The organism is Undibacterium sp. GrIS 1.8 (assembly GCF_040544445.1).
GTDB lineage: Bacteria > Pseudomonadota > Gammaproteobacteria > Burkholderiales > Burkholderiaceae_D > Undibacterium.
Genome location: NZ_JBEONQ010000023.1, coordinates 50,998 through 73,097 on the forward strand (window position 1 = coordinate 50,998; position 22,100 = coordinate 73,097).

Annotated in this window: 21 protein-coding genes; 9 read left to right on the top strand and 12 right to left on the bottom strand. The window is 46.0% G+C overall.

The genetic code is table 11. From position 1 onward, the window contains the following. Nucleotides 1-81: 81 nt before the first annotated feature. Together AAKU64_RS12555 and AAKU64_RS12560 are read right to left on the bottom strand one after the other, a co-directional pair. Nucleotides 82-918 carry a class II glutamine amidotransferase gene (locus AAKU64_RS12555; protein ID WP_354332170.1) on the bottom strand — a complete coding sequence of 279 codons (837 nt, stop codon included), beginning with the start codon at nt 916-918 and terminating at the stop codon, nt 82-84. A 129-nt stretch (nt 919-1,047) separates the two neighbouring features. Then, complete coding sequence (locus AAKU64_RS12560) at nt 1,048-2,676, bottom strand: ABC transporter substrate-binding protein (protein ID WP_354332168.1); 1,629 nt, start codon at nt 2,674-2,676, stop codon at nt 1,048-1,050. A gap of 517 nt (nt 2,677-3,193) precedes the next feature. On the opposite strand from AAKU64_RS12560, the gene AAKU64_RS12565 reads away from it, so the two are divergent. Further along, on the top strand, nt 3,194-3,742 hold the full coding sequence (locus tag AAKU64_RS12565; protein ID WP_354362202.1) for a hypothetical protein: 549 nt from the start codon (nt 3,194-3,196) through the stop codon (nt 3,740-3,742). A gap of 352 nt (nt 3,743-4,094) precedes the next feature. Here AAKU64_RS12565 and AAKU64_RS12570 read toward each other — a convergent pair whose 3' ends face one another. The 3 genes from AAKU64_RS12570 to gloB form a co-directional block, all read right to left on the bottom strand. Then, nucleotides 4,095-4,670, bottom strand: a complete 576-nt coding sequence (locus AAKU64_RS12570) for an elongation factor P (protein ID WP_322118025.1) — start codon at nt 4,668-4,670, stop codon at nt 4,095-4,097. A gap of 184 nt (nt 4,671-4,854) precedes the next feature. Next, a complete protein-coding gene (gene earP / locus AAKU64_RS12575; protein WP_354362203.1) occupies nt 4,855-6,126 on the bottom strand; it encodes an elongation factor P maturation arginine rhamnosyltransferase EarP in 1,272 nt (423 codons plus the stop codon). A 97-nt stretch (nt 6,127-6,223) separates the two neighbouring features. Next, the gene (gene gloB, locus AAKU64_RS12580; protein ID WP_354332162.1) at nt 6,224-6,988 is read right to left on the bottom strand and encodes a hydroxyacylglutathione hydrolase; all 765 of its coding nucleotides are present in this window, start codon (nt 6,986-6,988) and stop codon (nt 6,224-6,226) included. 85 nt (nt 6,989-7,073) lie between these two features. Between gloB and AAKU64_RS12585 the strand changes: the two genes are divergently transcribed. The 3 genes from AAKU64_RS12585 to AAKU64_RS12595 all read left to right on the top strand — a co-directional run bounded on the left by AAKU64_RS12585 (nt 7,074) and on the right by AAKU64_RS12595 (nt 9,057). Then, nucleotides 7,074-7,883, top strand: coding sequence for a class I SAM-dependent methyltransferase (locus tag AAKU64_RS12585; RefSeq protein ID WP_354332160.1), 810 nt, complete (start codon nt 7,074-7,076; stop codon nt 7,881-7,883). Next, nucleotides 7,876-8,310: a ribonuclease HI gene (gene rnhA, locus AAKU64_RS12590; protein WP_354332158.1), complete on the top strand. Its 435-nt coding sequence runs from the start codon at nt 7,876-7,878 to the stop codon at nt 8,308-8,310. The genes AAKU64_RS12585 and rnhA overlap by 8 nt, the downstream gene beginning before the upstream one ends. A gap of 150 nt (nt 8,311-8,460) precedes the next feature. Next, a complete protein-coding gene (locus AAKU64_RS12595; protein WP_354332156.1) occupies nt 8,461-9,057 on the top strand; it encodes a HupE/UreJ family protein in 597 nt (198 codons plus the stop codon). Nucleotides 9,058-9,363: 306 nt separating this feature from the next. On the opposite strand, the gene AAKU64_RS12600 is transcribed toward AAKU64_RS12595, so the two are convergent. The 4 genes from AAKU64_RS12600 to AAKU64_RS12615 form a co-directional block, all read right to left on the bottom strand. After that, complete coding sequence (locus AAKU64_RS12600) at nt 9,364-9,999, bottom strand: CatA-like O-acetyltransferase (protein WP_354332154.1); 636 nt, start codon at nt 9,997-9,999, stop codon at nt 9,364-9,366. 116 nt (nt 10,000-10,115) lie between these two features. Further along, entirely contained in the window at nt 10,116-11,051 is a 936-nt protein-coding gene (gene tal / locus AAKU64_RS12605; RefSeq protein ID WP_354332233.1) for a transaldolase, read from the bottom strand. Between the two features lie 164 nt (nt 11,052-11,215). Further along, entirely contained in the window at nt 11,216-12,298 is a 1,083-nt protein-coding gene (selD, locus tag AAKU64_RS12610; protein ID WP_354332152.1) for a selenide, water dikinase SelD, read from the bottom strand. A 583-nt stretch (nt 12,299-12,881) separates the two neighbouring features. Next, a complete protein-coding gene (locus tag AAKU64_RS12615; protein ID WP_354332150.1) occupies nt 12,882-14,390 on the bottom strand; it encodes a DEAD/DEAH box helicase in 1,509 nt (502 codons plus the stop codon). A 71-nt stretch (nt 14,391-14,461) separates the two neighbouring features. Between AAKU64_RS12615 and AAKU64_RS12620 the strand changes: the two genes are divergently transcribed. Further along, nucleotides 14,462-14,587, top strand: a complete 126-nt coding sequence (locus AAKU64_RS12620; RefSeq protein ID WP_354362204.1) for a hypothetical protein — start codon at nt 14,462-14,464, stop codon at nt 14,585-14,587. Nucleotides 14,588-14,746: 159 nt separating this feature from the next. Here AAKU64_RS12620 and bcsZ read toward each other — a convergent pair whose 3' ends face one another. After that, complete coding sequence (gene bcsZ, locus AAKU64_RS12625) at nt 14,747-16,018, bottom strand: cellulose synthase complex periplasmic endoglucanase BcsZ (protein ID WP_354332148.1); 1,272 nt, start codon at nt 16,016-16,018, stop codon at nt 14,747-14,749. 225 nt (nt 16,019-16,243) lie between these two features. Here bcsZ and modA point away from each other — a divergent pair, with 225 nt between their 5' ends. From modA to AAKU64_RS12645, 4 genes are read left to right on the top strand one after another with little or no spacing between them, the layout of a single operon-like run. Continuing rightward, entirely contained in the window at nt 16,244-17,011 is a 768-nt protein-coding gene (modA, locus tag AAKU64_RS12630) for a molybdate ABC transporter substrate-binding protein (RefSeq protein ID WP_354332146.1), read from the top strand. Continuing rightward, nucleotides 17,008-17,418, top strand: a complete 411-nt coding sequence (locus AAKU64_RS12635; RefSeq protein WP_354332144.1) for a TOBE domain-containing protein — start codon at nt 17,008-17,010, stop codon at nt 17,416-17,418. Before modA ends, AAKU64_RS12635 begins: the two co-directional genes overlap by 4 nt. Next, complete coding sequence (modB, locus tag AAKU64_RS12640; RefSeq protein ID WP_354332142.1) at nt 17,415-18,101, top strand: molybdate ABC transporter permease subunit; 687 nt, start codon at nt 17,415-17,417, stop codon at nt 18,099-18,101. Before AAKU64_RS12635 ends, modB begins: the two co-directional genes overlap by 4 nt. Continuing rightward, nucleotides 18,101-18,967 (top strand): ABC transporter ATP-binding protein, encoded by an 867-nt coding sequence (locus AAKU64_RS12645; protein WP_354332140.1) that lies wholly within the window; start codon nt 18,101-18,103, stop codon nt 18,965-18,967. The genes modB and AAKU64_RS12645 overlap by 1 nt, the downstream gene beginning before the upstream one ends. A 56-nt stretch (nt 18,968-19,023) precedes the next feature. Here AAKU64_RS12645 and fabI read toward each other — a convergent pair whose 3' ends face one another. Beyond that, nucleotides 19,024-19,806, bottom strand: coding sequence for an enoyl-ACP reductase FabI (gene fabI / locus AAKU64_RS12650; RefSeq protein WP_354332138.1), 783 nt, complete (start codon nt 19,804-19,806; stop codon nt 19,024-19,026). Nucleotides 19,807-20,392: 586 nt separating this feature from the next. Next, nucleotides 20,393-22,093 (bottom strand): ABC transporter ATP-binding protein, encoded by a 1,701-nt coding sequence (locus tag AAKU64_RS12655; protein WP_354332137.1) that lies wholly within the window; start codon nt 22,091-22,093, stop codon nt 20,393-20,395. Nucleotides 22,094-22,100: the final 7 nt, after the last annotated feature.

Consider the following 22,100-nt stretch of genomic DNA (forward strand, 5'->3'; position numbering starts at 1 on the left):
AGTTTGCTGACATCAATACTTAATCAGCTGGATTCATCATTAGATAGGGCTTTTCGCAAACCCCAAGATTGGTATGGGTCATCAAGCAATCTCTTCGGCTACTTCATATAGTTCGGTAGGGATTAAGGTGTCTTTGGTTGGATGACCTGCCAAAAACATCTTTAATTCACCTGGATGAAAGGCGCACCAGGATTCGTCCGATGTTAGCGGTTTGGTGGCGATGACGGCGATTTTGTCGTCTGGTTTGTTGAACTTGCTGAAGTCGATGCTCTTGTCGCAGTCAATCAGTGCGGCAGTGGAAAATGGATACTCGCGTACGACGTAATGCAAATTGGTGGAGCAGTGGGCAAACAAGGCATCGCCATTAGATAACATGAAGTTAAATATGCCGTGCGAAGCAATGTACTTGGTCAGTTCGGTAATTGCATCGAACAAGGCTTCTGTCGGCGGCAGATCATCTGCATTGGCATAAGGGAAGCGCTGTTGCAGACCTTCCATTAAATAACAAAACGCACGCTCACTATCCGTCTCACCAACTGGGCGATATATACCGTTGAGGCCATTAAGCGTTGGATGGAAGTTTTTCAGATCGCCATTGTGAGCAAAAATCCAAGATTTTCCCCACAGCTCACGCATAAACGGGTGATTATTTTCAAGGATGATATTGCCCTGTGTCGCTTTGCGTATGTGGGCGATGACGTTGCAGGATTTGATCGGATTACGTTTGATCATTTCTGCCAGCGGTGAGCTGATCGATGATAAATGGTCGGTGAACAGGCGGCAGCCAGTGTCGTTATAAAAAGCGATGCCCCAGCCGTCTTTATGTTCATCGGTAAGGCCGCCCCGCGCTGAGAAACCTTCAAATGAGAAAGTGATCTCGGCGGGATTATTGCAATTCATTCCAAGTAGCTGGCACATCGATTACGATCCTGAATCTTGTAGTCTTGCTTGCAGTAAAAAACTGGTACACCTCCTAAAATACTCTTGCTGCTTAGAAACGGGTAAATTATTTACATAAATTTTCCTTATTTGGGGAAAAAATGGTAATTACTCGGGTTTGAACTCCTGCGCAAAGGTAAATTCATCTGTTCTGGCTGCATATTTGAGGCCTTTTCGCAACGCCCATGTAGCATATTGATGGTGGAGCGGGATAACCGCATAATCGCGCAAAGCCACGCCCATGGCCTTTTTAGCAAAATCACGGCGCTTAGTATCGTCCACTGATGCTAAGGAGCTACGGATTAAATCATCTAGCGCCGGATTACTGTATTTGCCCCAGTTCCAGCTGCCCCAGCCCGTTTCTGGATTTGCTGTTCCGAGCAAAGTCCGTAAAGCAAAATCACCTGCCACGCTGCCCCAGCCTAACAAGGCAATGCTGAATTCGCCCTTGGAGGCTTTGGGGAAATATACCGCCAGCGGCATCGTTTCTACTTTAGCTTGTATGCCGATTTTGCTTAAAAATTGCGCCACGGTTTGTACTATTTGTTCGTCATTGATGTAGCGATTATTCGGGCCATGCAGAGTGATATTAAAACCGTTGGGATAACCAGCTTCTGCCAGTAATTTTTTTGCTCCTTCAGGGTCGTAAGCTTCGACCTTAACGGTATCGTCATACCCCAAAATGCCTGGCGCTACGATGTTAGAAGCAGGGACTGCCAAACCTTCTAAAACGCGGTCACTTAGGGCCTGGCGATTAATCGCTTTAGAAATTGCTCTGCGCACGCGGATATCGTGTAGTGGATTGGTGGTTAAAGGCTTGCCTGCTTTATCCGTAATATCAGGAGATACATGGGCTTGTTGATCGAGTGCCCAAAAAATCGTGCGCCAAGAAATTTTTTGTTCTAATTTAACTTTGACGTTCGTTTTTAATTTAGGTAAGTCGGCAGGCGGCACGCTCTCAATTGCATCTATATCGCCCGCCAGCAGGGCTGCTACCCGGGGTGCGCCGCTGGTCAGTATGCGCAAAGTCACTTTATCCCAATGAGGTTTTTCGCCCCAATAATTGTCGTTGCGTACCAGTTCAATACGATCACCACGCTTGGCGCTAACGAATTTAAATGGCCCGGTACCGATCAGCGCTTTGCCTGTATTAAAGTCGTCTGTACTGGCATTTTGTGCGACTTTTTTTGACACGATAAAAATCGAATTAACATCTAAAGGCAAGGGGCCGTATGGGGTCGCAGTCTTCAAGCGTACCGTGTAAGCATCAACCGCCTGTTTGCTGACAATTTGTTTGGTGTAACTGGTAAATGAGCCGGGGCTATTGAGGATAGTGGCAGGGCGATCAAGTGAGAAAATGACGTCTTCTGCAGTCAGTTCTGTGCCGTTGTGGAACTTGACTCCATGGCGCAATTTGAATTCCCATGTCAGTGGGTCAATCGCTTTCCATGAGGTTGCCAAGCCGGGAACCAGTTGGCCATTGCTATCCAGATTGACCAAAGCATCAAAAATATGGAAAGCGAATGCGTTATTCGGGCCGCTATTTAAATAATGCGGATCGAAGGACGTTACGTCCGCCGCCAGACCTACACGTAAATGTAAATCTGCGGCGATACCTGGGGTGCTCCAGCTCAGCGTTAAGGCCAACAAACTGGCCGTACAAATAGCTAAGTACGTTTTTTGCTTGAGCGGGATGGCTCGGGCTAATGCAGAGGTGATTCGTTTAAAAATACGCATAGGGTTCTCTATCTTTTTAAGACTATGCCCGCTGGTGCCAGAATGTTGATTGGCCGTTGCTGAGCATTGAGGTTTTTATCGTTATCAGGACCTACTTAAACTGCCTCAGCGAGCCTGTGCTTCTTCGTCATATGCGTGCACATGCAGGCGTATTTTTGATGATGTACGTGGGCACGACTGCTGCTGACTATTTTCGTAACTCCTGATGAGACTATTTCTTTTGAAAATAATCTTAATTTGTCGCCAGCATAAAGTAAAAGACCAAATATGTTTTGCGATAACCATTTTTCGACTATGGGTTGAAGTATGTGTTTGCGCCTGTTGATGCTTAGATAAACCTAGTTATGTTGAATTTGCAATGCGTTTGGCTTGTGGTAGTGTGGTAGCTTATTCATGTTTTATTTTGGTTTTGCTCCAGTTTCGCTACGGAATTTCTTCTTTGTGTAAGCCGATCATTTTTGTAATACGCCGCTATTTTTTAGCGTTGATTAATACAGCCGATATCTAGGAATATGAAATGCCTCTTCAAATAGTATCTCGCTTAAAAATTCGCTCACAAACTAATGTGCAAGGTTTAGCTATCAGCGTTGCTATGGCTGGTTTGCTCTTATCCACAATTTCTTGCAGCGCTACTCCTGCTACCGACATGAACGATAAAAAAGCTGCTTCAGTTGCCACCCCCGCCACCTCTGCCACTTCTGCGGTGTCTGAGGTTGCGCCAACGACGATCATACTGAGCTATCGCCAAGCAACCAAGCTTGCCAAACAGGGCATGACGATAGAGGTGACCGAGGTTACTGACAGTCGTTGCCCGCCAAATACGCGTTGTGTTTGGGCAGGGCAGGCAACAGTGAGTTTTAAAGTCAGTCAGCCCGGCACGCCGGAAGCATTGCTGGTGGTTGGCACCCCCGCACCAGCGGCAATGAATTTGCCGGCAGACGCTAATTACGGCGGATATCGATTTTCTTTAGTGAATCTGGAGCCGAAGAAAGTCGCCGGAGAGAATGTAGCGCCCGAGGCGTATAAGGCTGAAATCATAATGAGTAAAGCGGACGCTGCGAAGTAAAACGCTTGCGGTTTTAATTCAGATTTTCAGTACGGATTTTTATGAAGCTGTAAAGTGATAATGAATATACTCTCATATAGTATATTTTATCGTCCAATCAAAGTCTGGACAATTGACTATATTTATAAAAATCGAGGGGGAGTATCTATTATTTAGCTATTCTTATTGATGTTTTTTTACGATTTTTTCACTAATTAGCGATCAATTTTTTTCTGGTAAAAAAAGACGAAAAAAATGCCACCGGTCTAGCTATTACGACCGGTGGCATTTTTTATTTGCGGCGAAATGAATCGCCTTTTTGCTATATTTTAATTGCAGCTTAAGTACAGCTTGGTTATGTCTTAACTACGTCTTAGTTACGAATCACGCGCTTGTATTCGTTAGTCCGGGTATCGATTTCAATCATATCGTCCTGGCTAACAAACAACGGTACTTGAACGCTGTGGCTATGCGCTTCAATCGCATTTTCAATCTTGGCTTCTTTCAATACGTTGCCTGATGTGTTGCCTTTAACTGCTGGCTCTGAATACACAACTTGGCGAACGATCGTTGTTGGCAGTTCGACCGAAATCGCTTTGCCATCATAAAAAATTGCTTCGCATTCCATGCCATCTTTGAGGTAATGCAGGGCATCGCCCAAATTTTCTTCTTCGATCTCAAACTGCTCGTAGTCAGCGTCCATAAATACATACAAAGGATCAGCGAAGTAAGAATATGTGACAGGCTTTTTATCCAGTACAACAACGTCAAATTTGTCGTCGCCGCGGAATACGTTTTCCTGAGGGCTGTTGGTCAGCAGATTCTTCATCTTCCACTTGTAGGTGAAGCCCGTGCGGCTGGAGCCATTGACATCAGAACGCAGAACGATCATCGGCTTGCTGTCGACCATAATAATGTTGCCAACACGAATTTCTTTTGCAGGTTTCATAGTGAATATACGTAAAAAGGTGGTTGCATAAAAATCATCTGTCACTTGCTGGTGTCAGTTACTGTCGTCACTGATTGGCTACGATAGATAATGAGCCTTGCAAGCCTACATCTGACTGAATTAGATAAGTCGTTTTAAAATACGTCGAAAATTAACCGCGTATTTTAACCTATTTTAGCCACAGCTAAACTGCCGCTTGCTGAATCGCCTTAGTAAACTTGAGCAAATTGGTGCTTAAATCCCCATTTTCTAATAATTGCTGTCGCCAATGATTAGATATTTCAGCAATTTTTGGTATGTCAGCCCGGAATCGTGGCCAGATATTTCCGCAGCTATTGGCCAACAAGTGACTATCTTCCATTTTTGCAGCGCCATTCCAGGCTAGAAAGAACTCAATCAAACTTTTTGCTGTAGTTTCCGCATTAGTTTCTGCACCTGCACCTGCACCTGCACCTGCACCTGCACCTGCACCTGCTGCTGTACCTACATAGCGTTGCAAAAACGCGTTCAATTTAACGTGATGTAAGTTTTCGTCTTGCGGATAGATGTGCCAGATAAAAGGTTTGCCCGCCCATTGTGCGCGGACGAAAGAGTCTTCTCCGCGAACAAAATTCAGATCACATGCCCACAGCAATTTATCGTAATCAGCTTGGGGGATAAATGGCAACACACGCACAGTTAATGCGCCTCGCGTTGCGGATACGCCAGCCTTTGGCTCTTGTCCTATAAACGCAGCAATCGCATCGGCAGCAACACCATCTGGTACCAGACAAGTCATTGCCACGTCACTTTGTTGCCAAGTATTAAGCAATGCAGACACTGGCGCTTGCGGATAGCAAAACAGGGACACTTTCAGCGAGCTCATCTCGCTCTCTGTAACGCCAAATTGGCCAAGAAAAGCTGCCATTTCAGTTTGATCAGATTGAAATTCTTGACGTTGTTGCTCCAAGTTTGATTCTAGTAGCAAACCGCCAGTTTTGTTCGTAAATCCCGGGAAGAAAAAATATTTGGTCAGCGGCAGTCTTGGATGCGGGGACGGCAGAGTATGGCAACCTTCCACCCATTCTTCAGCGGTAAGACCCTCCAGATTGAGCCATACCGGACGCGGATTGCATTCTGCCATCGCCGCAATATACGCTGGCGGTATGTCACAGGCAAAAAATTCAATCACAATATCTGATATCTCATCGGCGACAAATACACCGTCTTGATCGCGCCAATGTTGTACTGTCACGTTCGCAATTTTTTGTCGGTCGAGGTCAATGGCAACCTCAGGGCAAATCCGCTGAAAACTCCGTAGATCGTCGACCCATAAAGTGACTTGGATGCCATGCTCTTGTTCTAATTGTTTGGCAAAGCGCCAGCAAATCCCTATGTCTCCATAGTTATCTACGACTTTACAAAACAATGCGAGAGTTGGTGTAGGATGTTTTTTTGAGGGGATTTCTAAAGACATTTTTTGATGGTTGGATTTTTGATGCTTAACTTTGATTACTTTGCCGATCTCTCAAGCGCTATTTGAAATACTGTTTTGAATACTATTTCAAATACTCTCATCGGTAATGATTTTTCCATTCACGTAAAGCACCAAAATTGCTGGCATCGTCTTGGCCGGCAGTAATTTTTCCAGCGGCGATCAGGCGCGCTTGAATAGATGCCTCTCTGATGCGCATAAAAGGATTAGTTTGTTTTTCTAATCCGATCTGACTAGGGACGGTCGGAATACCATGATCGCGCTTATCTTGCTCGCGCTGGATGCGTTCAACTAGAGCGAGATTCTCAGGCTCGACTTCTTTGGCGAAACGTAGATTAGACATCGTATATTCGTGCGCGCAATACACAGCAGTGTCATCTGGTAAGGATGCTAATTGATCGAGTGATGTCAACATTTGTGCTGGTGTACCTTCAAATAAACGGCCGCAGCCGCCAGCAAACAAAGTATCTCCACAAAACAGCCAGTGCTGCTCTTTGGCGAAGTAAGCAATATGACCCAAAGTATGTCCAGGTACCTCTAACACTTGTAGTTTTAAATTGATGCCGGGCAGCGTAATTTCGTTACCTTGATTTAAGTGCTGAGTTACCGCTTGTATATTGTCATTTGCGGGGCCGAATACGGGTACGGATAGATGTCTGAGCAAGGCCGGGACGCCGCCGATATGATCTTGATGATGATGAGTTAGCACAATTGCTGACAAGCGTAAATTATGCTCATCCAGTGCGGCCAAGATAGGCGTTGCGTCACCAGGATCAACCGCTACTGCATAGGTACCATTGTGTATTAGCCATAGATAGTTGTCGTCAAATGCCGGGACAGTCAATATACTAAGGGCTCGGTTTTTTGTAAGCTCGCTGGCGGACACAATTGCCCCATTTGTACTAGTTGCACTAAGCATAAATTCCACAATGAATACAGATAAAAATTCCATTATAGACCTAGGCACCTGGCTAGCACAGCCGTCCGGTGCTTACATCATGCAGTGGGAGCAAGCTTTGCTGGATCGTTTGACGGTGGATATTTTTGGCTTCAATGCTTTGCAGATTGGTTTGCCACAAATCGATGCTCTAAGCGCCAGCCGTATGCCGAATAAATGGCGTACCAATAACGTCTTAATTCCACTCCAAGAGAATACTGTTGTCATCACAGGCAATACTCAAGCGGAACAGAAAAATAGCCGTTCGCCTATTGTTGTAACACATGATTTTTGCGAATTACCATTTCATTCGCAAAGTATCGATTTAGTGGTGTTACCTCATGTACTGGAATTTGTGGCCGAGCCCCATCAGGTCTTGCGCGAAGTAGAGCGGATTTTGATACCAGAGGGGCGCGTCATTATTTGTGGCTTTAATCGCGCAAGTTTATGGGGTGCAAGGCAGGCAGCGGGACGCATCGGTAAAAGTTATTTTTTACCGGAAGAAGGCGATTTTATTAGTGTGCCGCGTATGAAGGATTGGCTAAAATTACTTAATATGGAAGTCAATCATGCCGATTTCGGATGTTATGCGCCTCCATTTCGCACAGAAAAATGGCTCAACCGTGCCAGATTGATAGAGAATGCTGGTCAGCGCTGGTGGCCGTATTTCGGCGCGGTATACGCAATACAAGCAATTAAACGAATTAAAGGAATGCATTTGATTGGCCCTGCATGGAAGCACAAACGAGCAGCCTTAGGCAATGCCGTGCCGGTGGCCAATCGCAGCAAAAAAAATGGATAAGATAGAAATTTTTACAGATGGTGCCTGCAAAGGTAATCCTGGTCTTGGTGGTTGGGGAGCGTTACTAATCGCAGGCGAAAAAGAGAAAGAATTATTTGGCGGTGAGCGGAATACCACCAATAATCGGATGGAGCTGATGGCTGTGATCCAAGCTTTGGCTGTGCTGAAAAGACCATGCCAGATTGTGCTGCATTCAGATAGTCAGTACGTGTTAAAAGGCATCACGGAATGGATACAAGGCTGGAAGGCGAAAGGCTGGAAAACCGCTTCTAAGGCACCTGTAAAAAATGTCGATTTATGGCAGCAACTGGATGCTGCCCGCAGTGTTCATCAGATCGAATGGAAATGGGTCAAAGGACATGCCGGGCATCCGGGTAATGAGCGTGCGGATCAACTGGCGAATCGTGGCGTAGAAACTGTGAGATGAAGTGGCAATGCGCAATCAGCGAGAAGCTAGCGAGAGGCCAGCGAAAAATTTGCAAGAAATCAGCGGCACGTTTTTTGCGTAAGATAGTTGCATTCTGCAAAATCACATTCGTTTGCGCCGACCCGGTGCATTTTTATTGATGAGATCTAAGTGAGTAAGACACAAACTAGTTCAGTCCGAGGGATCGTTGTCGGCCTATTGTGCCTGATTAGCGTCTCTGCATTTGCGCATGATGGTGTGCATCATGACACCATGGGCTTTGTAGAAGGGTTTATGCATCCCTTTTCTGGTCTTGATCATTTGCTGGCAATGGTAGCGATTGGCTTATGGGCTGCACAAAACCGGCAATCGGCGCTTTGGGTTTTACCATTGAGTTTTCCGTTAATGATGATCGCAGGTGCGCTGCTCGCGCGATCCGGTGTCGCTGTACCGATGGTAGAAACGGGGATCGCGAGTTCACTTGCCATACTAGGTTTGCTGATTGCATTTGCAGTCAAGATGCCGGTCTGGCTGGCTGCAACGATGGTGTCTGTCTTTGGCGCATTACACGGCTATGCACATGGTGCTGAAATGTCGCCCAATGCTTCGATTGCGATGGCTGGTGCAGGTTTTGTACTAGCGACTTTGTTACTGCATATTACTGGATTGAGTATCGGCTTATTTGCCAACAGTGCGCGGATGAAGTCACTGATCCAGCTTGGTGGCTGCGGTATTGCATTGACGGGAGCTTATATGCTGGCGGTTTAATTCGCCGGAGATGATTGACTGTGGGTTCACATCGGTAAAAAGGACTATGAAAATTCATAGTCCTTTTTCATTTTGTCGTCACTGGTAGTTAACCGAGATTTCCCATTAGGCGTACCAAAGGTGCTATTTGAGTGCTGACGGCGCATTTTCGGTTATTTCCGATGCTCTTTGTTGCTGCTCATGGCTAGCCATGAGCGTCTTATTTACAATAAACTCAGACCAAAACTGCCTCGAAAAATACATCCGTCATCAACTCAAATCCTAATAGAAAATCTCAGTTTATTTCAAACTTAGCGCAAATTCGGTTTAATACTCAGTATTAAACAAATGCTCCAGCCCTTGTAAAAACTGATGCACATGATAGCCATCGACCAGGCCATGATGCACAAAAGTCGCAACAGGCATCATGAGTTTGCCATCTTGTTGAAAGCACTTTCCAACTGAAATTTTGGGGACGCTGTCCTTACCATCCAGATGGCGGGCATGTGTCAACCCTGTAAAACTGATCCACGGCATGGCTGAAAAATGTATCACGTCGTTACGGTTGGTATCTTCACTCAAACACAAGCCACTCGTCTCTTTAATTTTTTGCATAGACTCTTTTGCACCAAGCGTAAACTTGCTGAAGTCGGTATCAAAATTGATCTGACAAAAACCAAAAGTGTGATCCGCACGATCAATCGTAGCATTGGCGTGGATGATCGAATAATCAATCACCTTGCCCGACTCAATCCTGTAGCGCATTGCCTCGGTTTGGTTAACTGCTTGTAATATGCTGTGCAGGTAGAAAAGAAAAAAAGATTGCTGTTGCTCTTTGCAATGTTGATAGGCGAGAGAACAATCGATGTTTGCTACCAACCCATGAAAAGGCTCATCTAGTTTTGAAAAAAACTCAAAGTGTTCTCGCCTGTTCCAGGTGGATAATTCTATGATTTTATTCATGCCTTCTTCCGTTCACTACATTTAATTTAGTCAGAAAATAGTCAAAAACTGAGACGAAAAAATAGGGCAGTGTTTGCCCCATTTACTTTAAACAGTCATATTTTTAAGCTGTTTTTTCAAGCTATTTCAGCAATGATCTGTTCCAGCTTTACTGTGTCTGCGCAGAAGGCGCGTATACCTTCGGATAATTTTTCGGTTGCCATCGCATCTTCATTTAACTGGAAACGGAAAGTTTTTTCATTCAGACTGATTTTTTGCAGATCAGAAGCTAATGCCGTTTCTTTGTTTAATTTTGCGCTGATCGTGCTGGTCGTATCGGCTAATTTTTGCAGCAGATCTGGACTGATCGTCAGTAAATCACAACCGGCTAACTCCAGTATTTGCGATGTATTCCGGAAGCTGGCGCCCATAATTTCTGTGTCATAGCCAAACTTGCGATAGTAGGTATAAATCTTTTTTACTGACAGGACGCCAGGATCATCGGCGCCGAAAATTTCTTGTCCTGTTTGCTTTTTATACCAGTCGTAGATGCGCCCCACAAACGGGGAGATCAATTGCGCACCAGCCTCGGCACATGCAACTGCTTGCGGCAAGCAGAATAGCAAAGTCATGTTGCAGCGGATACCTTCTTTTTCCAGAATCTCTGCTGCACGTATGCCTTCCCATGTGGAGGCAATTTTGATCAAAATACGTTCGCGGGTAATGCCTGCTGCTTCGTATAAACCAATGAGTTTGCGCCCTTTGGCAACCGTGGCTTCTGTATCAAAAGATAAGCGTGCGTCTGTTTCAGTAGAGACTCGGCCCGGGACGATGTTCAAAATTTCTAAACCGAAAGCGACGAGCAAATGATCGATGATGTCATCGCTTGCTTTGCCAGTATGTGCACTGACAATTTTTTCTAACAAGGGACGATATTCTGCTTTCTGGACGGCTTTTAGTATCAGCGACGGATTGGTCGTCGCATCTTGTGGCGCATAGGCTTTCATGGACTGAAAATCGCCTGTGTCGGCAACTACAGTTGTGTACTTTTTAAGTTGTTCTAGCTGATTCATCATGATTTATTTTAAAGCTCTGAAAAATTAAGATTTAGGACTTACGCAAAATTGTCCCAGCAAGGCGTAGCGACGAAGATAGTACTTTGGTACAGCTAGGAGCTATAACGCAGCTGGGGTGGTTTTGCGTAAGTCCTAAGATTAATAAAAAACCGAGATACTTCCTATAAGCCAACCAGGACATTTGCTGCATCACCAGATTTTGCAACGATATCACCGATGACGGCAGCATCAAAAAAATTGTCTGCTTTAAATAAAGCCAATACATCCTCCACCGCATCGGCCGAGCAGGAAACTAATAAGCCTCCCGAGGTTTGCGGATCGCTGAGCAGCGCCTGTTGAACTGGGCTGATACCCTCCGCCAACACAACATCATGTCCGTAAGCATCCCAGTTGCGAGCGGAGGCACCCGTGATAAATCCGGCCTCTGCCAATTGCTGCACATCTGGTAGAAGCGGTATGTGCGACATCGTCAATTGGGCGGACACATTCGCGCCACGACAGACTTCTAACAGGTGTCCAAGCAAACCAAAACCTGTGACATCGGTGACTGCGTGTACTGCACTCATATTTGCTAATGCCATGCCAGGCCGGTTGAGCTTGGTGGTATTGGCAATCATGCTGGCATAACCTGCCTCGTCTAGTGCTTGCTTTTTGAGCGCTGCTGACAAAATGCCCACACCCAGCGGTTTGCCGAGAATGAGTTTGTCGCCGACTTTGGCATCGGCATTACGTTTGACTTTGGAGGGATGCACTAAACCGAGTACGACTAAACCATAAATCGGTTCGACTGAATCAATCGTGTGACCGCCCGCAATCGGGATACCTGCCTCAGCACAAATGGATTCTCCACCCGCAATGATTTTGCCGATGACCTCAATTGGCAATTGATTGATAGGCATGCCAACCAGCGCCAGCGCCATAATCGGAGTGCCGCCCATCGCATACACGTCGGAGATAGCGTTGGTGGCAGCGATGCGACCAAAGTCATATGGATCGTCCACGATCGGCATGAAAAAATCCGTGGTGGCTATGAGTGCTTGCTCGTCATTGAGTTTATACACGGCAGCGTCATCGGCGGTTTCTATGCCCACCATCAGGGCAGCCGGCACGGGGAAGCCAGTCGATTTTTTTAAAATCTCAGACAAGACGCCTGGCGCGATTTTGCAGCCGCAACCGCCACCATGTGAAAAAGAGGTAAGCCGTATCGGGGATGCTGGTGCCTCGGATAATACTGTTGATGTCATATAAATTGAGTAATGAGAATCGCGTAGGTTTTATCAGTGATGACAAAGTTGAATTACAGGCACCATACTAAACGAGATGCACAGCCTCTGTCCAAAGCTGTACAGTGATACTCACTATAAGTGCTTGCAGAGCATCGTTGAAGCACCTGGCAAGGTAGGACTACGCAAAAACGTCCTAGCTGTGTTGCGGCACCTAGCTATACATTAAACTACTGCCTTCGTCGCTGCGCCTTTGCCGGGATAACTTTGCGTAAATCTTATAGTGTATTGATGTTATCAAGCTTGTAGTAGGAGCAGTTTATGAGTTTTTTTTGATGAGGTGTGCGTCAGTCGATATGCCGCAATTATTTTTGGTATTAAATATACTATGGGGATGTATATTTTAATCGTCCATATAGTAATTGGACAGTAGGCAGTATTTATGGATTTTGGTAGGGGAGTATATTATTTTTGAGTCTCAGCGGATACTCTGAGACGGGCGAGATTACTTTTTTACGTTTACTTTTGATGTCCATAAAAAAAGCGACCACAAGGGTCGCTTTTGTTCGCTGCCGACAAATATTTGCCGATACATTTACCAGTATTAACGATCGCCAAATGAGCGACGTGCATTGCCAGTATCGCCAGTACGATTACCTTTGTAACCACCTTCGCTGCGTGGCGCGCCGCTGGTGCTGCCAGCTGGTTTGCTGAATGTGCGTTGTGCTGGTTTGTTCGCGCCATAACCACTACCTTCGCTACGATTGCCGTTCGCGCTGCTGCTGTTGCCAGAGCCAGCGTTATTGCCGCGATAGCCACCACCACTGCTGTTGCCACGGCTGTCGCCTGGACGCCAGCCGCTTGGCTTGCGTGCAGCACTATGCGATGTAGATGCTGTTTTCTTAGGCTCAAAGCCTTCGATAATTTCGACAGGAATCAATTGCTTAGTGAAACGTTCGATACGCTTAACGTTGATACCTTCAGCATGATTTACCAGAGAAATTGCAACACCATTGCGACCAGCGCGGCCAGTACGGCCAATACGATGGACGTAATCTTCCGGGAACTTAGGCAAGTCGTAGTTGAATACATGTGTAATCGCTGGAACGTCAATACCGCGAGCAGCAACGTCAGTTGCCACCAATACGCGGACTTGTCCACGACGCAGAGAATCTAATGTGCGGTTACGTGCACCTTGATGCATGTCGCCATGCAAAGCGGCAGCAGCAAAACCGGCGATGTTTAAACGATCAGCAATGGTATCTGCATCACGTTTAGTCGCAGTAAAGATAACAGCCTGATCAACCGTTTCGTCACGCAACAAATGGTCGAGCAAACGATTTTTGTGAGACATGTCATCAACAAAGTGGACTTTTTGCTTGATGTTCTCATGCTTACTTGCAGAGCCAGCGATCTGAATGACCATAGGATCTTTAGTGATACGGCGTGCCATGTTACCGACTACGCCATCCAATGTTGCAGAGAACAACATGGTTTGACGTGTTGCTGGTGTTGCTGCAACGATTTTTTCGATGTCGTCAATAAAGCCCATATCCAACATGCGATCGGCTTCGTCTAATACCAAAATTTCTAATTCGGAGAAATCAATTTTGCCGGATTCCATATGGTCGATCAGACGACCTGGAGTAGCGACCAGAATTTCTGGGTTGCGGGATAATAATTGCATCTGCTTTGGATAAGGCATGCCACCCAAAATCGACACTGCTTTAACGCGCTTCATATAGGCGCAGTATTTGTCAGTTGCTGTCGTTACTTGTAGAGCCAATTCACGTGTCGGTGTCAGTACCAACATTTTTGGTTTTGCAGCAACAAAGCGCGGGCGATCACCGCGTGCACGTGCTGATTGTTGCGCTTGGTTTGGCGTTTTGCCGGCCGCTTCTAAGTCGGTTTCTGCTGCACTTGCAAACTTGTGCAAGGCTGGCAACATGAAGGCGGCAGTTTTGCCTGAACCAGTTTGTGAAGATACCAACAAATCACGACCACTAATCGCAGCAGGAACAGCTTGTTCCTGAACGCTTGTAGGTTTTGTATAACCAGCGTCAGTCAGGGCGCGGATAACGGACGTGTGTAGGCCTAATGCTTCAAAAGTCATTCTAATCTTTCGTTAAAAATCAGCGCAGTGCAAATACAATGCGCGTAAAAAAGCAACGCTAACCAAACGAAATGAACAAAGAATACCAAGAAGGAAACGATGAAATTTCGGCACAAAAAGCTTTGCGCCGGGATGATGTCCAAAAGGTCGTACTGGACATGCAGGGCGGGAGGGCTTTTACATCGCATCATTTGTGATGTCACAAATGTGCAGGGTTTGCGGTGCTGCAAATTAATATTTAGTACACTGAAACTTGTGCTGCAGTGCAAAAACGTGACAATACAGTATTTCTGTAGAAAAAGCACGGATTTGTGATTGAAGGCAATGAATAAATCCAATTTGTCAGATTAACCGTATTATTTTCCGCAGCTGGATTTCCATTGCGGCATTAAATTGCCATTTGCGTGAAATTGATAACGCTGCTCTTGCCAGCCAAGTGCATACATCGCAAGCACTTGGTCGTAATAGGCGTCTGGCTTTATGAGTAAAGCAGAAATCCTCAGGTTTTGTTCTTCCCATGCTTTTTTATAACCGATAGTTTTTAAAAACGGTAGCATCGCAGCCGAGAATCCGGTGGAGCCGGGTTTGTTGATTTCTCCGGTGCTCACGTTAATAAATTCTGGCGGAAACGCTTTGTTCTCCACCAGGCTTGCCATAGGTTTGAGCGCTGTAAGAAGCGCTTTTTTATATGATTCCTTCTCTGGCAACATACCTGCCCATAAATAGACACGGATCGCATTGTAGCCGCCGTTACCTTTTTCCTGACCTTGGCTATCGATAACATATCCTTTCGCGCTGTCATAAATAATCCAGTCCGGGCTATAACCTTTGGGTGACGCACCGATAATGATTTGCGCCGAGGAATGCAATAACTTTTCCCAGCGTTCATCCTGACCATTATTGGCAAACCAGCGCATGACTTGGATTGGTGTGTAGCTAGGGTTGAGCTTCCAGCTGCTTGTTGTCGGCGTAAACCCCGATGGTGCTGGCAATAGACTCAGTCCTAGCTTTGGCAGGTCTGCGGTTTCTTCTCGCAGAATACGTTTACCGATTAATGTTGATAATGCCGTGTATCGTTTGTCATTCCAGAGAGTGCCTGCTTGACCCAAGGTATAGGCGAGCCAGAGATCGGCATCTGATGCAGAATTCTGATCAATTACACCCCAACTACCATCGTCTTTTTTACCCCAATACCAGGCCGGTAAACGCGCGGTAAGATCGCCGCCGGCCAGGTTTGCTTCTGTCCATCTTAATAAGAAATCAAAGCTCTTCTTATCATTAGCGACCAGGGCAAAAAATAGTCCATAAGCTTGCCCTTCGGAGGAACTATGAAAGCGCGGTGTGCTGGCATCAACGACCCGTCCGCCTTCATTAATAAAATTCTTCTTGAACGTCTCCCAAGCTGGCCAATTTCTAAACTCAGTCGAGTTTTTTTCACAATTACTGGCGGCGATTGCTGTCTTTGGCAAGAATGAAATGAATAAAACCAATAAACTAAAACTGCTAATAGCGAATAGCAATCGTAGCAAGCGAGCAAAAATTTTTTCACAAGTGTTGTGTGGTACGACCAATGCTTGATTGGGCTTGGCGCTCTTCGTGCCAAATTGAGGGGCTGGTACGGCAGTCATAGTCTTGTTTCAGGAAATTGCTTGGTCTGGTAGCATGCGTATGCATTTGTTGGCATTTAACCTCTAGTCGAACTTACGTAAAACGACTTACGCAAATCGGCTTACGCAAAATTTTCCCAGCTGCAATGCAAAGTCTAGCCGAACTAAAGTACTGTCTTCGCTGCTAAGTCTTGTTGGGATATTTTTTCGTAAGTTATACCTAGTTTATATTGAAAGAGTCTGAAAATGAAAATCTTCCCTAGCTTTTTTACGGCGATATTTTTTACCCTCACCAGCTCGGTCGCACAGGTCGCTAACGCCGATACGATTACAGTTGCAGTTGCTGCCAATGTGCAGTACGTCTTTGATGATTTGAAATCTGAATTTAAAAAAGAAACAGGACACGATGTTCAGGGCACTTTTAATTCTTCCGGTAAGTTCGTCACGCAGATCATGAATGGTGCGCCGTTTGATGTGTTTTTATCTGCCGATATGGAGTTTCCTGAGAAATTATATAAAGCAGGTTTTAGCGTTGTGCCACCTAAAGTGTATGCCAACGGAGCCTTAGTCTTATGGACGATGAAGGATGTCGATCTGGGTGATTGGCAAGCGCTGTTAAGCAGTAAAGCGATTGATAAAATTGCGGTGGCCAATCCTAAGACTGCACCCTATGGTCGTGAGACGATGAATACGCTGCAATATTACAAACTGACTACGTCCTTGCAGCCCAAGTTGGTATTTGGCGAGAGTATTTCGCAGACCAACCAATATATACAGTCGCGTGCCGCTGACATTGGATTTACGGCCAAGTCGGTAGTGCTGTCGCCAGAAATGAAAGGCCAGGGCAAATGGATAGACGTGCCCAGCGCAAGTTATCAGCCGATCGCGCAAGGTGCGGTAATTCTTAAATACGGCAAAGACAATCATGCAAAAGTATCGCAACAATTTTTTGATTTTATCTATTCCGCCAAAGCACGCGCCATTTTTGAACGTTATGGTTATTTGCTTCCATGAATAAACTTCCCGGGCAGATCATCGCTATTGAAGCATATGGCAGCGTTGCGATAGTCGATGTGCAGGTTGGCGCACATCAGTTTACTGCGACCTTATTGGGTGCTACAGATCACCTTGAGGCATGGAAAACCGGGCAAGTTGTGAGCTTGCTATTTAAAGAAACCGAAGTCGCTTTAGCGAAAAATTTATCAGGCCAGATCAGTTTGCGTAACCGTATGGCCTCTACCATTACCGCTATCGAGTATGGCCAGTTGTTGACGCGTGTCTTGATAAATATGGATGGCTTTGAGCTAAGCTCAGTGATCACAACAAGATCGGCGCGCAGTTTGGCATTCGCAGTCGGTGATCAGGTCGAGGGTCTGGTTAAATCAAACGAGATGAGTTTATTCGTCGGGGATGTTTTATGAATTGGTTTGAATCTATGCCAGATTTGCAACCGCTCTGGTTGACTTTTCGACTGGCAGGATTGACGACTTGTATTTTGCTGGTAATCGGCATTCCGCTAGCGTTTTGGTTGGCGTACACCCCTAACCGTTTTAAACCCGTATTAGAAACCTTGGTTAGTATGCCCTTGGTCTTGCCGCCCTCGGTATTGGGATTTTATTTGTTGCTGGCGTTTAGTCCGCAGAATGCATTTGGTCATTGGCTGGAAATCGCGCTAGGGTGGAAACTGGTATTTAGTTTCGCTGGCTTAGTTGTTGGTTCGGTGATTTTTAGCTTGCCATTTATGGTGCATCCTTTGCAGTCTGGCTTACAAAACTTACCTATATCGCTGATCGAAGCATCGCGTACTTTGGGTAAGTCTGATCTGTATAGTCTGTTTCGTGTTTTGTTACCGAATTGTCGTTCAGCGCTGCTGTCCGGCATCGTTTTAAGCTTTGCTCATACCGTAGGTGAGTTTGGTGTGGTCTTAATGATAGGCGGGAATATTCCTGGTTTGACCAAGGTTGCCTCCATCGCTATTTATGATGAGGTTGAAAGCTTAAATTATGCAGCGGCACATTTCTACGCGATGATTTTATTCGTCATTAGCTTTGCGATTTTGTTACTCGTCTATGTCAATAACAAAAGAATGTTGAAGATGCTGTGATGATTAACATCAACCTACAAAAGCAGTTGCACAGCGCTAATGGTCACATGCAGCTGGATGTAAATATCGACATCAAGCGCGGTGATTTAGTCAGTCTGTTCGGCGTATCCGGGGCGGGCAAAACTACCTTATTGCGGATGCTGGCGGGACTGACTGTGCCCGATAGCGGTAGCCTGATTGTGGACGGCGTAACTTGGTTTGACTCGAGTAAAAAAATATGTCTGCTACCGCAGCAGCGGGAGATTGGTTTTGTTTTCCAGGACTATGCTTTATTTCCCAATCTGAGTGTGCGTGCTAATGTTGCTTATGCTGTAACGACGCAGCAAGCAGCCTGGGTTGATCAGTTATTAGCGATGACCGGTTTGACAGAATTACAGGATAGATTACCTGGTATTTTGTCTGGCGGCCAGAAGCAACGCGTTGCCCTGGCGCGTGCCTTAGCGAGAAAGCCCAAACTATTATTACTAGATGAGCCTTTATCCGCCTTAGATGTTGATATGCGCGCTCAATTGCAGGATGAGCTTGCGACCCTGCATCATCAGTCGGGCTTGACGACCATTTTGGTCAGCCATGACATGGGCGAAGTATTTAAATTGGCACAACAAGTACACGTGATAGAGCAGGGGACGGTAAAGCAATCAGGCTCGCCAGCGCAAGTATTTTTACAGCAGCGGGTGCCGGGACAATTGAATTTGCGCGCTCAGGTATTGGCGATACGCAAAGAAGAAGTAGTGTTTGTTTTGTCGCTGCTGGTTGGTCAGGACATTGTCGAAATCATTGCCTCACAAGATGAGGTAGATGGTTTGAAGACCGGTGATACGATCTTTATTTCGACCAAGGCATTCAGTCCACTCATTTTCAAATAAAAAAGGGAGCAGGCGCATTGACTGTGCCTTTGCTCCCTTGTTTTTAGCTGGAATGCTTATTCAGTGGTGATGCCCATTACATGCGAAAAGCCACCGTCAACATACGTAATTTCGCCAGTAATGCCAGCCGACAGATCGGATAGCAAGAAGGCTGCGGTATTGCCCACGTCGTCGATGGTCACATTACGGCGCAGGGGTGAATGTTCCGCCACAAATCCTAATAATTTACTGAAATCTTTAATACCGCTGGCGGCTAAAGTTTTGATCGGACCGGCAGAGATACCATTCACGCGGACGCCGCGCTTGCCCATCGATTCCGCCAGATAACGTACCGATGCTTCCAACGATGCTTTAGCTAAACCCATGGTGTTGTAGTTAGGAATCGCTTTGATCGCACCAAGGTAAGACAAGGTCAGCAGGGCAGCATCTTTACGCAGCATCGGTAATGCGGCTTTGGCTAGTGCAGGAAAACTGTAGGCGGAAATATCGTGGGCGATTTTGAATGACTCACGCGACAAACCATCTAAAAAATCACCTGCAATTGCTTCGCGCGGGGCAAAGCCAATTGCGTGCACCAGACCATCTAGACCATCCCATGATTTGCTTAAATCTGAAAATACTGCATTGATTTGCTCGTCGCTGCCAACGTCGCAATCAAATACCAGCGCGCTATCAAACTCTTTCGCAAATTCGGTAATCCTGTCTTTGAAACGCTCACCTTGATAAGTAAAAGCCAGCTCTGCGCCTTCACGATGACAAGCTTTGGCGATGCCATAAGCAATAGAGCGGTTTGAGAGCAAACCAGTGATCAGGATTTTTTTGCCTTGCAGAAATGCCATATTAACTCCATGGGGTAGTCCATTGTTTCTGCGGCTTACAGGCCAAAATGGATTGTGGAGGCGCATATTTATTGGACTAAGGTTATGGGAACTTCTAAAATCCATATCGAGTATCAGTTAGTAATCGATCTCGATCAATAGGTTTTAAAAAACTCCTTGGGTGTTCAGCGTTGAGATTGCCTTCGTTTTACTCGCATGCAACTGCGAACAAATTAGAGTAACTCCTCAACAGGACGGAATTGTAGATGGTAGTCGTCTAGTCGGCAAATTTTTTCACTCCTGTATCTGCCCAAAATTGGCGTTAGCTCCCACAGCAGTGAATCTGAGGTGGTATTCATCAGCTTATATACAGGTAAATATTGATACTCCCTATTAGTATATTTAATTATCCATAGAATTATTGGACAATAGGGCATATTTTATAAAAAATAGGGGGAGTATCTTTAATTTCTTCAATAAAACTTGTGCAAAACAAATGAGGTGCTAAAAACAATTGTCCGTTTTACGCAAGTTCCTACTTTCCCCCTAAGTCCGATGCAAGCAGATTGCCGAAGCGCTCAATTTAGTTTGTACACAAGTCTGCAAACTAAGCGTGTAAGCCGCGCGGGATCGCATTCAGCAAGGTCTTGGTATAAGCCTGCGTCGGATTGCGATATAGCTCATCTGAATTTGCCAGCTCCACGACTTTGCCCTTATTCATTACCATTACCTGATCTGCAATGTACTTCACGACGGCCAGATCATGGGAGATAAAGATATATGACAGGCCAAATTCTTCCTGCAAATCTTGCAGCAGGTTCAGTACTTGTGCCTGCACTGAGACATCTAGAGCGGATACCGATTCGTCGCAGATGAGTATTTCTGGCTTCATCGTCAGGCAGCGCGCGATGGCAATACGCTGGCGTTGTCCGCCGGAAAACTCGTGTGGATAGCGATGGAAGGCGATTGCTGGCAGGCCGACTTTTTCCAGCAAGGTATAGGCCATTTTTGCGCGTTCACTATCATTGGCACCTATGCTATGGATTTGCATGGGCTCCATCAAAATTTGTCCAACCGTGAAGCGTGGATTGAGCGACGCATAAGGGTTTTGGAAAATGATCTGGATACGGCGCTTGTACTGCATAAAATCTTTGTTAGACATGGATAAAATATCCTTGCCTTCAAAGATTGCCTGACCAGCCGTTGCCTGGTGCAAGCGCATCAACGTGAGGCCCACCGTTGTCTTGCCAGAACCGGATTCGCCGACGACACCCAGAGTTTTTCCGCGCGCCAGTTTGAAGGAAACATCTTCTACTGCCCGAAATTCTTTTTTGCCGAAGAAGCCTTCTCGGGTGTAAAAACTTTTACCCAAACCGCGTACATCGAGCACGATATCTTCGTCGCCGTTTAATCCACGCGGCCGCTCTTTATGTTCTATAACGATGCTGCCCGTTTTCTCGATATTGCTCATAAAATCTGCAATCACCGGTAAGCGCCATGGACGCGAATCTAGGGATGGGCGGCAATGCAGCAGCGCCTGGGTATAGGTATCCTTTGGTGCCTGGAATATCTGTTTGACATCGCCAGCTTCGCGGATTTCGCCGCTGCGCATGACGATCACTTTATCGGCAATCTCGCCAACCAATGCCAGATCATGGGTAATAAACAGCACGGACATATTGTGCTTTACCCGTAATGCCTCGATCAGATCGATGATTTGTTTTTGTATCGTGACGTCGAGCGCGGTTGTCGGCTCGTCCGCGATCAGCAATTTAGGTTCGCAGGCAATTGCCATCGCGATCATCACGCGCTGTTGCTGCCCGCCGGACATCTGGCTAGGGTAAGCGTCAATTTTATTAGCAGGGTCGGGGATGCCGACTTCTTCCAATAAGGCGATGGATCTTGCTCGCGCTTGCTTGGCGTTCATCCCCATATGTAGTTGCAAGACTTCGCCGATCTGGAAGCCGACCGTAAACACTGGATTCAACGAGGTCATGGGCTCCTGAAAAATCATGGAGATGTCTTTGCCACATAATTGGCGACGTTCTGCGAGGCTTAAATCAAGCAGGCTGCGGCCTTCAAATGTGATCTTGCTCTCTTTCGCAATACTGGAGGTATCGGGTGGTAGCAACCCCATGATTGCCAGTGAGCTGACGGATTTGCCGCTACCAGACTCACCGACCAGAGCGACGGTAGAGTTGCGCGGAATATCGAAAGAAATCCCTTTGACAGTTTCTACGCTTTCTTTTTTATTGATACGGAAAGAGACGCGCAGATTTTCAACTTTTAATAATGATTCTTGGCTCATGGTCTGT

Coding starts and splice junctions, on each gene's coding strand:
- AAKU64_RS12560 (WP_354332168.1), bottom strand. CDS start 2,676: ATGCGTATTTTTAAACGAATCACCTCTGCATTAGCCCGAGCCATCCCG.
- tal (WP_354332233.1), bottom strand. CDS start 11,051: ATGAATCAGCTAGAACAACTTAAAAAGTACACAACTGTAGTTGCCGAC.
- AAKU64_RS12635 (WP_354332144.1), top strand. CDS start 17,008: ATGAATAAACTTCCCGGGCAGATCATCGCTATTGAAGCATATGGCAGC.
- earP (WP_354362203.1), bottom strand. CDS start 6,126: ATGTCTTTAGAAATCCCCTCAAAAAAACATCCTACACCAACTCTCGCA.
- selD (WP_354332152.1), bottom strand. CDS start 12,298: ATGACATCAACAGTATTATCCGAGGCACCAGCATCCCCGATACGGCTT.
- AAKU64_RS12565 (WP_354362202.1), top strand. CDS start 3,194: ATGCCTCTTCAAATAGTATCTCGCTTAAAAATTCGCTCACAAACTAAT.
- fabI (WP_354332138.1), bottom strand. CDS start 19,806: ATGGCATTTCTGCAAGGCAAAAAAATCCTGATCACTGGTTTGCTCTCA.
- bcsZ (WP_354332148.1), bottom strand. CDS start 16,018: ATGACTGCCGTACCAGCCCCTCAATTTGGCACGAAGAGCGCCAAGCCC.
- AAKU64_RS12600 (WP_354332154.1), bottom strand. CDS start 9,999: ATGAATAAAATCATAGAATTATCCACCTGGAACAGGCGAGAACACTTT.
- modB (WP_354332142.1), top strand. CDS start 17,415: ATGAATTGGTTTGAATCTATGCCAGATTTGCAACCGCTCTGGTTGACT.
- AAKU64_RS12570 (WP_322118025.1), bottom strand. CDS start 4,670: ATGAAACCTGCAAAAGAAATTCGTGTTGGCAACATTATTATGGTCGAC.
- rnhA (WP_354332158.1), top strand. CDS start 7,876: ATGGATAAGATAGAAATTTTTACAGATGGTGCCTGCAAAGGTAATCCT.
- AAKU64_RS12645 (WP_354332140.1), top strand. CDS start 18,101: ATGATTAACATCAACCTACAAAAGCAGTTGCACAGCGCTAATGGTCAC.
- AAKU64_RS12615 (WP_354332150.1), bottom strand. CDS start 14,390: ATGACTTTTGAAGCATTAGGCCTACACACGTCCGTTATCCGCGCCCTG.
- AAKU64_RS12555 (WP_354332170.1), bottom strand. CDS start 918: ATGTGCCAGCTACTTGGAATGAATTGCAATAATCCCGCCGAGATCACT.
- AAKU64_RS12585 (WP_354332160.1), top strand. CDS start 7,074: ATGAATACAGATAAAAATTCCATTATAGACCTAGGCACCTGGCTAGCA.
- modA (WP_354332146.1), top strand. CDS start 16,244: ATGAAAATCTTCCCTAGCTTTTTTACGGCGATATTTTTTACCCTCACC.
- AAKU64_RS12620 (WP_354362204.1), top strand. CDS start 14,462: ATGAACAAAGAATACCAAGAAGGAAACGATGAAATTTCGGCACAAAAA.
- AAKU64_RS12655 (WP_354332137.1), bottom strand. CDS start 22,093: ATGAGCCAAGAATCATTATTAAAAGTTGAAAATCTGCGCGTCTCTTTC.